This window comes from Pedobacter sp. (genome assembly GCF_045627485.1).
GTDB lineage: Bacteria > Bacteroidota > Bacteroidia > Sphingobacteriales > Sphingobacteriaceae > Pedobacter.
The window spans coordinates 40151-52175 of sequence record NZ_JAZQNU010000013.1 but is presented as its reverse complement, the minus strand read 5'-3'; the positions used below and the strand labels follow the sequence as shown (position 1 = coordinate 52175).

Annotated in this window: 10 protein-coding genes; 8 read left to right on the top strand and 2 right to left on the bottom strand. The window is 40.5% G+C overall.

The window, feature by feature from the left end; genetic code table 11:
• Window positions 1-212 precede the first annotated feature (212 nt).
• Genes ACR2F3_RS00860 through coaD form a run of 3 tightly spaced genes read left to right on the top strand, consistent with a single transcriptional unit; the run spans window position 213 to window position 2039 of the window.
• On the top strand, window positions 213-1040 hold the full coding sequence (locus tag ACR2F3_RS00860; RefSeq protein ID WP_432708093.1) for a DUF3822 family protein: 828 nt from the start codon (window positions 213-215) through the stop codon (window positions 1038-1040).
• Window positions 1031-1576 carry an RsmD family RNA methyltransferase gene (locus tag ACR2F3_RS00855; RefSeq protein ID WP_432708092.1) on the top strand — a complete coding sequence of 182 codons (546 nt, stop codon included), beginning with the start codon at window positions 1031-1033 and terminating at the stop codon, window positions 1574-1576. The genes ACR2F3_RS00860 and ACR2F3_RS00855 overlap by 10 nt, the downstream gene beginning before the upstream one ends.
• A gap of 1 nt (window position 1577) precedes the next feature.
• Window positions 1578-2039 carry a pantetheine-phosphate adenylyltransferase gene (coaD, locus tag ACR2F3_RS00850; RefSeq protein WP_432708091.1) on the top strand — a complete coding sequence of 154 codons (462 nt, stop codon included), beginning with the start codon at window positions 1578-1580 and terminating at the stop codon, window positions 2037-2039.
• Between the two features lie 72 nt (window positions 2040-2111).
• On the opposite strand, the gene ACR2F3_RS00845 is transcribed toward coaD, so the two are convergent.
• Complete coding sequence (locus ACR2F3_RS00845; protein WP_432708090.1) at window positions 2112-2732, bottom strand: NUDIX hydrolase; 621 nt, start codon at window positions 2730-2732, stop codon at window positions 2112-2114.
• On the opposite strand from ACR2F3_RS00845, the gene pyrE reads away from it, so the two are divergent.
• The 5 genes from pyrE to ACR2F3_RS00820 all read left to right on the top strand — a co-directional run bounded on the left by pyrE (window position 2731) and on the right by ACR2F3_RS00820 (window position 10218).
• Window positions 2731-3390: an orotate phosphoribosyltransferase gene (gene pyrE / locus ACR2F3_RS00840; protein WP_432708089.1), complete on the top strand. Its 660-nt coding sequence runs from the start codon at window positions 2731-2733 to the stop codon at window positions 3388-3390. The genes ACR2F3_RS00845 and pyrE overlap by 2 nt on opposite strands.
• Before the next feature lie 4 nt (window positions 3391-3394).
• Window positions 3395-3793 (top strand): SRPBCC family protein, encoded by a 399-nt coding sequence (locus tag ACR2F3_RS00835; RefSeq protein WP_432708088.1) that lies wholly within the window; start codon window positions 3395-3397, stop codon window positions 3791-3793.
• 232 nt (window positions 3794-4025) lie between these two features.
• A complete protein-coding gene (clpB, locus tag ACR2F3_RS00830) occupies window positions 4026-6635 on the top strand; it encodes an ATP-dependent chaperone ClpB (RefSeq protein WP_432708094.1) in 2610 nt (869 codons plus the stop codon).
• 183 nt (window positions 6636-6818) lie between these two features.
• Window positions 6819-9092, top strand: coding sequence for a glycosyltransferase family 4 protein (locus ACR2F3_RS00825; protein WP_432708087.1), 2274 nt, complete (start codon window positions 6819-6821; stop codon window positions 9090-9092).
• A 118-nt stretch (window positions 9093-9210) separates the two neighbouring features.
• The gene (locus tag ACR2F3_RS00820; protein WP_432708086.1) at window positions 9211-10218 is read left to right on the top strand and encodes a glycosyltransferase family 4 protein; all 1008 of its coding nucleotides are present in this window, start codon (window positions 9211-9213) and stop codon (window positions 10216-10218) included.
• On the opposite strand, the gene ACR2F3_RS00815 is transcribed toward ACR2F3_RS00820, so the two are convergent.
• A complete protein-coding gene (locus ACR2F3_RS00815; protein ID WP_432708085.1) occupies window positions 10207-11694 on the bottom strand; it encodes a glycoside hydrolase family 130 protein in 1488 nt (495 codons plus the stop codon). The genes ACR2F3_RS00820 and ACR2F3_RS00815 overlap by 12 nt on opposite strands.
• Between the last annotated feature and the right edge of the window lie 331 nt (window positions 11695-12025).

Below are 12025 nucleotides of genomic sequence, written 5' to 3'. Positions count from 1 at the left end.
ATGGTGTGGTTATAGAAAAAAGAATTAATTTTGTTAAGATGAATACGAAGAACAGTTTGCTCCTCCTTGATCCAGAATTTGATCCGCATACAAGTCGGATCGTAGCCATGTCGTTCTGTGAGCCAAGGAGTTGTCCCTCTCTATTGTCTTCCTAAGACCGCTTGGCCTCGACTTATGGTGTGGTTATAGAAAAAAGAATTAATTTTGTTAAGATGAATACGAAGAACAGTTTGCTCCTCCTTGATCCAGAATTTGATCCGCATACAGCACCAGCATGTAATTTGTTATTGAAAATTACGAAAGACAGTTTTTCTTATGCAATTATAAATCAAGAACATAAAGAACTTAAAGCCGTATTTGACGAGCAGGAGTGCAGCAACACCTTACAAACATTAAAACGTTTGCTTAAAAACGACCCTTACCTCAGTTATCCGTTTGCGACCGTAAAAATTGCCGTAAACACCGACAATTGTGTAACGGTACCCAACAAATTGTTCTCATCTGATGCCATAAACAGCTATACAAACTTCTTTTCCAGCCGCGAATCTGGCAAAGTACACACGAGGCCGAATTATCATTTTGATTTTACCGCGGTGTTTAATATTGACCAGGGTATAGAAAACGTACTCGATCAACATTTCGAATCTGCAAAAAAAGTGGATCACCAGGCGCCATTATTAAGCCTGGGGGCCCGGATAGAAAACGGCTTGTTATTTGACTTTACCGCTTTATCATTTAGCCTTTTACAGGTTAACGAAGGCAAACTGTATTTTAAAAACACCTTCGAAATAATTAATGCTGAAGAATTTAATTACTATTTATTACTCTTGCTGCAGCAACTGGAGCCCACGGTTAGGGAGATGCCCGTGTACCTGATGGGTATTGTGAACAGTGATGATGAGAAACACCTCATTCTTAAGAAATATTTTAAAAACATTCAGTTTACCCTACCTCAAAACGACAAACTGAATTATACCATACTGGAAGATATGCCACCTTATTATTATAGTAATTTATTAGCGATAGACTTATGCGTATAATTGGAGGAACGTTAAAAGGGATCAGGCTGAATGCACCTGAAAACTTACCGGTACGCCCCACTACAGATATGGCTAAGGAAGCGTTGTTTAACATTTTATACAATGCATACGATTTTGAGAATTGTTCGGTGCTTGACCTCTTTTGTGGCACAGGGAACATCAGCATTGAGTTTGCGTCACGAGGCGCGAGCGACATCACCGCAGTAGACAAACATTCGGGCTGTATCTATTGGGTAAAATCGGTGATTAAAAATTATGACATCAAAGGCATAGAACTTCATAAAGCCGATGTGTTTAAATTTCTGGAAACACATAAGAAATCGTACCAGATCATCTTTGCCGATCCACCATACGATTTACCTACCATCCCTTTAATTTCAGAGTTGGTGTTTAAAAACAATTTGCTGGCCGATAACGGTGTGCTCATTGTAGAACATCCAACAAATTTACGGTTAGAGGGTAAGCCGGGTTATACACAAACCCGTAAATACGGCAACTCGTCATTTACATTCTTTGAAAAACCAAGCCAGCAATAACATGAAAATCGCTTTATTCCCAGGTTCTTTTGACCCCATTACCATTGCTCACGTAGACATTGTTAAGCGTGCATTGCCGTTATTTGATAAGATTGTGGTAGGTATAGGTTTAAATAGTTCGAAACAGAGTTTTCTGCCTGCTGCTAAACGTGAAGAAATTGTACGTGCGGTTTTTGCCAGCACGCCAAAGATCGAAGTAAGGCTTTATGAAGGTTTGACAATTAGTTTTGCCAAAGAAATAAATGCGCAACATATTGTAAGGGGTATCAGATCGGTTGCCGATTTCGAGTATGAAAGAGCCATTGCTCAGATTAATCAAACGATGATGCCCGAAATGGAGTCTATCTTTATTTTAAGCAAGCCTGAATACTCGGCCATCAGCTCTACCATTGTACGTGATATTTTACGCAACAAGGGCGATATCAGTAAATTTTTACCGGAAGAAGCTTTAACCTTTTTATAAAAAGGAAAAAATAATTGGAGCATGCTTTATGAAACTACCAGCAACGGCTGGTAGTTACTGCTAATAACAGTATTAAAGCAGTTTTCCTGCTTTAAGCACATCGAGAATAAGTTGGTAGGTGTTACTTAACAATGGTCCCAGCGCATCTTTACCATACCAGCCCGCCTTGGTAATCCCCTCCTCTTGTTGAGGAATGAGTTTAGGTTGCCCTTTTACCGTCATGCTGTACCAATTGGTCTTTTTTAACACCACTTTACCACCCATTTCGTAGATGTGATAGGTTCTGCAAAGCTTCTCATCATTGGTTAAAATTTTCACGCCGCACTCCTCTTCCACTTCACGCAAAGCGGCTTCTTTCATTTTTTCACCACTTTCTACCTTACCTTTGGGTAGGTCCCACTTTTTATTTCTCAAAATAAACAAATAATTCCCTTTACCGCTTTTTACCAAACCGCCTGCAGCTTTAATCAACAGACATTGATCCTTTAACTTTTTAAAGGTCGCTTTTGGATCATCGCTGCGCAACAGATAGTGCTTGGCCGCCCCCTTGTCTAAATTCTTATAAAAAGTTATAAAATCAAAAGACTGTACATCAATCAATTGCAAATCCAAACCTTCGTCAGGCAAACTATCTGCAATAAACAGGGAACTATCATTAATATATATTCTGTAATTTCTGTATTTTTGAGCCATGTATATTAAACGTGAAATTGAATTAAAGGTCGCTGAATTTCTGTTACAAATTAAAGCAATAAAATTACAACCTGCGAATCCATTTACCTGGGCTTCCGGTTGGAAATCTCCAATATATTGCGATAACAGAATTACGCTCTCACATCCTTCAGTTAGAACATACATCAGACAGAAGCTTACGCAATTGATTCAGGAAGAATTTGGCTCCGTGGATTTAATTGCTGGCGTGGCAACTGCAGGGATACCGCAAGGTGTTCTGGTTGCTCAGGAGCTCGGTTTGCCTTTCGCTTATGTACGTGCAAAAGCAAAAGAACACGGCACTGGTAGTTTGATTGAAGGTGAAATTGTTGAAGGACAACGCGTAGTTGTGGTAGAAGATCTTATCTCTACGGGAAAAAGTAGCATTCAGGCTATCGAAGCCTTGCGAGGTGCAGGACTTTCGGTTGCAGGTTTAGTGTCTATTTTTACCTATGGTTTTGACCAGGCAGATGAGAATTTCAAACAAGCTAAATGTCGTTATTCCAGCTTGTCTAATTATAACACCCTTATTGAATATGCTGCAGAGCATAGCTTCATTGGTGAAAACGATGTGGAGCTATTGGCGAAATGGCGTAAAGACCCGGCTAACTGGGGAAAAGAACTTGAACACCTAACCTAACCATATGACTGTAATTGAAAGTATCACGGAGATTAACCTTCCTGTAGAAAAAGTATATACGTTTTTAGCCGATTTAAATAACCACCAGCAATTGATGCCCGAGAATATTTATAATTGGTCGTCAACAGAAGATACGGCAAGTTTCACCATCCAGAATATGGCAAAATTGGCCATCGCCATTACAAACCGTATTCCAAATGAGGAGCTGATTGCTGTTCCAACAGAAAAAGCACCCTTCGATTTAGAATTGAAATGGACAGTTGCCGATAACGGGCAAGGTGGTACTACTGCCAAACACATTATCTCTGCTGATTTAAATATGATGATGAAAATGCTTGCTGCCGGCCCACTACAAAAATTAGCCGATCATCAAACAGGCAAACTCAAAGAAGTTTTAGTATAATACAACATACAGCCGAATTGATAAACCTCATTGATTCGGCTTTTTTTATTAAGCAGCCTCCTGCTTAACACCTCATCCACCTGTTATATCCGACTGATTAGTAGCTTTTTCCAACTGCAATAATTACATGTTGAATGAGGTATTACAGACAGAATGTCTTACAGGTATACCGACAACTTTTCTGTTCTATCTTGTTGATGTGCCATGGCATTTCTTTTGTGCAATTTTACGCATGAACTTCAACAACTTTACAATAAAAGCCCAGGAAGCGGTCCAACAGGCTTCCGAAATAGCCCAAGGCAACCAGCAACAGGCTATTGAACCAGCACACCTGCTTAAAGGACTGCTGAATGTTGATGAAAATGTAGTATCATATGTGCTAAAAAAGCTCAATGTTAATATAAACTTGCTTAACCAGCAGCTTGACGAAAAAATTGCCAAGTATCCTAAGGTGAGTGGCAGTAATGTATATTTATCGCCGTCTACGAATACAGCTTTACAAAAAGCACAGACTTACCTGAAAGAATTTAAGGATGAGTTTGTATCTGTGGAACACTTGCTATTGGGGATTTTAGCGGCCAACGACGATACATCGAAGCTATTAAAAGACCAGGGTGTTAATGAAAAAGACTTAAAAAAGGCTGTAATATCCTTGCGTGGCGATAACCGGGTAACGGATCAAAACGCAGAAGCTACTTACAACGCCCTGAATAAATATGCACGGAATTTAAACGAATACGCTGAATCTGGTAAACTTGACCCGGTTATTGGCCGTGATGAAGAAATTAGGCGTGTGATCCAGATTCTTTCACGTAGGACAAAAAATAACCCGATTTTGATTGGTGAGCCCGGTGTTGGTAAGACTGCTATTGCCGAAGGTATTGCTTTCAGGATAATTAAAGGTGATGTGCCTGAAAACCTAAAATCAAAAACCGTTTATTCGCTCGATATGGGAGCCTTGATTGCAGGCGCCAAATATAAGGGTGAATTTGAAGAACGCTTAAAAGCTGTAGTTAAGGAGGTGACACAAAGTGATGGAGAAATCATTTTGTTCATTGATGAGATTCATACCTTAGTAGGTGCAGGTGGCGGTGAAGGTGCCATGGATGCGGCTAACATTTTGAAACCAGCTTTAGCCCGGGGTGAATTAAGAGCCATTGGTGCAACTACCCTGGATGAGTACCAAAAATACCTGGAGAAAGATAAGGCGCTGGAGCGCCGTTTCCAGAAAGTGATGGTTGATGAACCAGATACCCAGGATGCCATCTCTATTCTCAGGGGGTTAAAGGAACGTTACGAAACCCACCATAAGGTGCGGATTAAAGATGAAGCGATTATTGCTGCAGTAGAGATGTCGCAACGGTACATTTCCGATCGTTTTCTTCCTGATAAAGCGATCGACTTAATGGATGAAGCAGCTTCGAAACTGCGCATGGAAATGGACAGCGTACCGGAAAATGTTGATGAGCTGAACCGGAAGATCATGCAGCTGGAGATTGAGCGCGAGGCCATTAAACGGGAAAACGACGATAAAAAAGTGCAAAGTCTTGGCGAAGAGATTGCCAACCTTTCTGCGGAACGTGACGAACTGAAAGCCAAATGGCAAAGTGAGAAAGATGTTGTGGACGGCATTAATAATTACCTGGAGCAGATTGAAAATTACAAACAGGAAGCTGACCAGGCTGAACGTGCCGGCGACTACGGTAAGGTAGCAGAAATACGGTATGGCAAAATAAAAGAAGCACAAGACCATGTTGAAAAGTTAAAAGCAGAACTTGAAAGTCAGCAAATAGAAGGTCGTATGCTGAAAGAAGAGGTAACGGCCGATGATATTGCTGGGGTTGTGGCGCGCTGGACAGGTATTCCGGTGACTAAACTGATTTCTAGTGAACGTGAGAAACTGTTACACCTGGAGGATGAACTGCACAAACGTGTAGCTGGCCAGGAAGAAGCGATTGAAGCAATTTCTGATGCCATTCGCCGCTCGCGTGCAGGCTTGCATGATAAACGCAAGCCTATTGGGTCTTTTATATTCCTTGGAACAACAGGTGTTGGTAAAACCGAGTTGGCCAAAGCATTAGCCGAATTCTTGTTTAACGATGAAAATGCGCTAACCCGTATTGACATGAGTGAGTACCAGGAACGTCATGCGGTTTCGCGGTTAATTGGTGCGCCTCCGGGATATGTAGGCTATGATGAAGGTGGACAGCTGACAGAGGCAGTACGTCGTAAACCTTATTCCGTGATCCTATTGGATGAAATTGAAAAGGCCCACCCTGATGTATTTAACATCTTATTGCAGGTATTAGACGACGGTCGTTTAACAGACAATAAAGGTAGGGTGGTGAACTTTAAAAACACCATAATTATCATGACTTCGAATATTGGTTCGCACCTGATCATGGAAAATTTCAAGGATTTAACTGATCTAAACCGCGATGAGGTGATTGCAAGAACCAAAAGCGAGCTGTTCGAATTGTTGAAACAAACAATCAGACCAGAGTTTCTGAACCGTATTGATGAACTGATTATGTTCACTCCACTAGACCGCAAAGAAATCAGAGCCATTGTGGAACTGCAATTTAAACATGTGCAGGATACACTTAAAGAAATGGGCATTGATCTTGAAGCTTCTGAGGAGGCGCTGGACTGGCTTGGTGAGTTGGGATACGACCCGCAATTTGGTGCACGTCCACTAAAAAGGGTCATTCAGAAACGTATTCTTAATGAGCTTTCCAAAGATATTCTTGCCGGTAAGATTAATAAAGACAGCAAAATACGCCTGGATATGTTCGACAATAAATTTGTGTTTTTAAATCCGGAAGCGATTAAAGAAGTTTAATAACTGTTCTAATTATAATGCTATCAGGAAGCAGGCCCATGGGCCTGCTTTTTTTTTGTCATAACAGGCGATTTTCCGCAATTATGAGCGTATAAACCGAACCTTTTCGCGTAAAAATTGTTATCCATGTATACTTAATTTAAGTTATAACCTCTATTCAACTCTTATAATCTTTATACCCAGATGAAAATCGCCTATATATCTACCTATCCCCCTCGTGAATGTGGGATTGCTACCTTTAATTACAATCTTTTGCAAGCAATTGGCCACGACAAAAAATCCGTTTCGGATAAAAGTTTTGTAGTTGCCATGACGGATGCTGAAGAATTGAAGGAGTATAAATACCCAAAAGAGGTGGAATACATCATTCGCCAGGAGAATCAAAAGGATTATATCAGGGGCGCTGATTACATAAACACCAGTTTAGCGGACGCGGTGATTCTGGAACATGAATTCGGGATTTATGGTGGCAGCGATGGTGTATATGTGCTCCCGCTAATTGCACGCCTGCAAAAACCGTTGATCACCATTCTGCATACCATTTTAAAAGATCCGAGTTTTATGCAGTTAACCATCATAAGGGAAATTGCAAAATATTCGGCTAAGATAGTGGTGATGAGCCAACGTGCTGTAGGTTTTTTAACCAGCATCTACCAGATTCCACTCGATAAAATCCAGCTGATTGAACATGGCGTACCCAATCTAGAACCTAAAGATTACAACCCTGTTAAAATATCAAATGCTTTTAAAGGGAAAAAGGTACTCTTTACCTTTGGCCTGATTAGCCGTAATAAGGGCTTGGAAACAGTTATTTCGGCCTTACCTAAGATCGTAGAAAAGCACCCTGAGGTAATGTATGTGATTTTAGGGACCACACACCCCGGCGTTATACGGAGCTCGGGAGAGGAATATCGTGATAGTTTGAAAAAACTGGCAAGGAAACTCGGTGTGGAAAACCACATTACTTTTATAAATAAATTTGTGTCGGAACAGGAGTTATACGATTACCTAACGGCCTGTGATTTATACATTACCCCTTACCTGAACGAGGCTCAAATAACAAGCGGAACCCTTTCTTATGCTGTTGGTGCCGGAGCAGCTGTTATTTCTACACCTTACTGGCACGCCCAGGAATTACTTGCTGACAATCGTGGTAAACTTTTCGATTTTAAGGACCATAATGGCCTGGCAGATATTGTAAACGAGCTTTTCGACTACCCTGAAATGCTGGCTACACTTAAAAGAAATGCCTATGAATATGGTTTGCACCTGCGCTGGCCAGTAATAGGCGGCGTATTTATTGAGACCATTAAAGCCGCAATTTCAAAAGCCACCCAGTTACGTGATGAAAATAAACCTATCATTGACCCTGATTTAATGCCTGCTTTTAGTCTGGCGCATATTCAACGCTTAACTGATGATACCGGTATTGTGCAGCACGCAAAATATGGTATTCCTAACCTGAAAGAAGGCTACTGCCTTGATGATAACGCCAGGGCATTAATAGCGGTCATTTTGGCTTACCAGCAGAATAAGAGTAAAGTTGCACTGCAGCTGTTACCTGTGTATTTAAGTTATATTCAATACATGCAGTGCGATGACGGGAATTATAGAAACTTTTTAAGTTTTAAGCGTGAGTATCTGGATGAGGTTGGGTCGGAAGACTCTTTTGGCAGAACGATCTGGGCCCTTGGTTACCTGATAAAAAACGCCCCAAACAACTCCTACCGAGAGTTTGCTACGGAGTTGTTTATCAAGTCTATTCCGCAGTTTTCTAAACTGGAACACTTACGTGGCATAGGTAACACCATGATTGGTTTAAACTTTTATTTACAAGCCAACCCGGCTGATGATGGTGTAGCAAGGGAAATGAACCATTTGGCTACCCGTTTAAAAGAAGCCTACAAGGCAAATAAAGAGGACAAATGGCATTGGTTTGAAGACAAGCTGACGTACGATAATGGTATTTTGCCACTGGCACTGTTGTCGCATTACGAAACCTGTCATGACCAGGAATCTTTGAAAATAGGCATGGAGAGCATGAATTTCCTTAGTTCACGCACGCTTGACAAAGGTTACCTTAACCCGATAGGAAATGATGGCTGGTTATACAAGAATGAAGACATGGCAATATTTGACCAGCAGGCCATTGAAACCATGGCCATGGTGCTGATGTATTTTAAAGCTTACCAAATTACGCACGACCTCGACTACATTAGGGACATGTACCTTAGTTACCAATGGTTCCTTGGTGAAAACACCTTGCGGTTGCCATTGTACGACCATGAGACAAAAGGATGTGGCGATGGATTACAGGCAAATGGTGTAAACCGGAATCAAGGTGCCGAAAGTACCCTAGCGTATTGGATATCGCATCTGGTGGTATTAAAAGCACTGGAATACGAATATGAGTTTAACCATGAGCGCGAAAGTCTTGATATTCAGAAGATTTTCTAACCCACAGTTTAATATAATTTGCTAACGCTATCATCAGTATTTACCGGGAAATTTGCGGTAACTTACTGATGATAGCGCTGCATCACTGTGTATTTTTCCTTTTAACCATTAATATTCTATGAAAATAGCTGTCTTAGCACCGGTGGCCTGGCGTACGCCGCCCCGCCATTATGGGCCCTGGGAACAAATGGCGTCGAACCTATGTGAAGGATTAGTAAAAGCCGGGGTTGATGTAACTTTATTTGCAACCGGCGATTCGTTAACCGCTGGCAAACTTGATTACATTATTGAAAAAGGTTATGAAGAAGACCGAACGCAGGATGCAAAAGTACTGGAATGCCTTCATATTAGTTACCTGATGGAAAAGGCGGACTCTTTTGACCTTATCCACAACCATTTTGATTTTTTGCCACTCACCTACTCCCGTCTGATTAACACCCCAATGGTGACAACCATACATGGTTTTTCGTCTGGAAAAATAATAAGGGTTTATCAAAAATATAACGACACAAGTCAATACGTGTCCATCAGCAATGCAAACCGGCATCCAAGCCTTCGGTATGCGGCCACCATTTATAATGGACTGGATAACGCTAATTTTAGCTTTAAACAGGAAGCCGATGACTATCTGTTATTCTTTGGGCGCCTGCACCCCGACAAAGGCGTTGTTGAAGCGATTGAGATTGCTAAAAAAAGCAACAGGAAGTTAAAAATTGCTGGGATCATTCAAGATGAACATTATTATAAAACGGTTATTGAACCCCTGTTGAATGAACAGATTACATTTTTAGGAGCTGCAGAATCAGAATTAAGAAATGAACTGCTGGGTAATGCTTATGCATTACTGCACCCAATTAATTTTGCTGAGCCATTTGGATTAAGCGTAGCCGAAGCCATGTTATGTGGCACACCTGTAATTGCCTTTAACAAAGGTTCTATGCCTGAATTAATTAACCATGGGACCACTGGTTTTCTAGTACATACCCTAGAGGAGGCCGTTGATGCGGTGGCAAAGATTCCCACTATTAACAGGGAGATTTGCAGGGAGTGGGCAATGAGTAAGTTTACCACAGAAAAAATGGTAGACGGTTATTTAACCCTCTACCATCAAATATTAAACGGCTAATGTTTTTGTTTCACTAACCGACTGTTTCAGTTTCTCGAGCAAGTGCTCCAGGTTAACTGAAGCAAAAGAAGAACAATAATCAGACAATCCGTAAGGAATAATCAGTTCGCCATTATGGATTATGGACCCACAGGAGTATAAAACGTTGGGAACATACCCTTCGCGTTCATCGTTATTTGGGATCACCAGTGGTTCATGCAAACGGCCAATTTCTATAGACGGATCATGCAAATCCAGCAGGGAAGCACCCAAACAATACCTACGCATCGGACCCACGCCATGGGTAATAATTAACCAGCCAGCGTCAGTTTCAATTGGCGAACCACAGTTGCCTATTTGCACATATTCCCATGGAAATTCAGGCGCCTGTAATTTAATAGGGTCGTCCCAAACGGTTAATTTATCAGAATACATCAGGTAGTTATTCCAGCCATCGATGCGGGATATCATGGCATACTTGCCATTAATTTTACGTGGAAAAAGGGCAAGGTTTTTATTTTGGGAACCTTCGCCATGCAATGGGCTTACTTTAAAATCGTAGAAATCGCTGGTTTCGAGCAATTTTGGTAAAATCAATGAACCATCAAAAGCTGTATAGGTTGCGTAATATTTAATACTGCCATCATCTTTTACAAAACGTACAAACCGTGCATCTTCAATACCCTTACGTTCGAATTCTGAAATTGGAAAAATAACACGATCAGAGATGTCAGTATCCCTGGAGAAACTCATCTCCTGATAAGTGTCAGATAACCATAATACTTTCTCGTATTCTAGTTTTAGCGCTTCATCAGGTTGTATGGCCTTAGAATCCATGATGACCCTTCTCAATTCAGCATATTCGAACTTGTCAGGCAACCTGGCGTCAAGTTCCTCGAGAATAACTGAATTAATATTTGTTACATCAGCTTTTTTTAGAAAAAGATTCTTGTTGTACACCGCATTACGAATGATCTCTGCCTCATCTACATAATTACCTGCAGGGGTAATGATGATATTACCTTGGCGGTCCAATAAAGCTCTTCTGAATACAACAGAGGAGATATGCCCTTCGCCTACTGCTCTAAAGCTAATAATGACACGCTTTTCTCCTTCTACCAAATCAGCCTGGTTAGGATCTTCAACGATGGAGGGATTAAAAAATGCGGCTGATTCAATGGAATACTCATGGGTAAAATAGGAGCCCAATAATAATCTACGGTAGGCCGAAAGATCATCATAATCGATCGAAAGTTGCTCAATGATCGGTTTTACTTTCTTGCAATGTCGAGTTAATATTTTAGTAATATTACGATGCCTTTTTGAATATTCCTGAAGCAGCGGTGAGATTAAACCAAACACCTCTTGTTCAGATAATTTCATTACATTTTTAATTACTTGTTTCGCGCGTTCCTCGCCGTTAAAAAAATACCTGGCAATCACGCGTTTCGGATCAGGATAAACTTTAATGTCTTTTCGCTCTATTATTAGTCTCATGGCATTACAACGTTTAGAACAGTCATTATGATTTAGTAAAATATAAAAATATATTGAGATACATGTCATTCCAACTATAATAATAATCAACCATTTTATGGCTGACATTTTGAACAGTCAATAAACTGACAATATTACATAAAAAGTCAAATTGACTCATGACCTAAACTTCATACTCCTGGCTTATCGCAGGATATATTATGAATATAGCTTAAAAACAAAGATAAAAATAAGCATCTCTTTTAATATGGGTTATTTTAATTAAAAACCCTTTAATGACACTAATAACGTTTATTATTTTTGGCACGCTCATTGACTATATGACAACAAA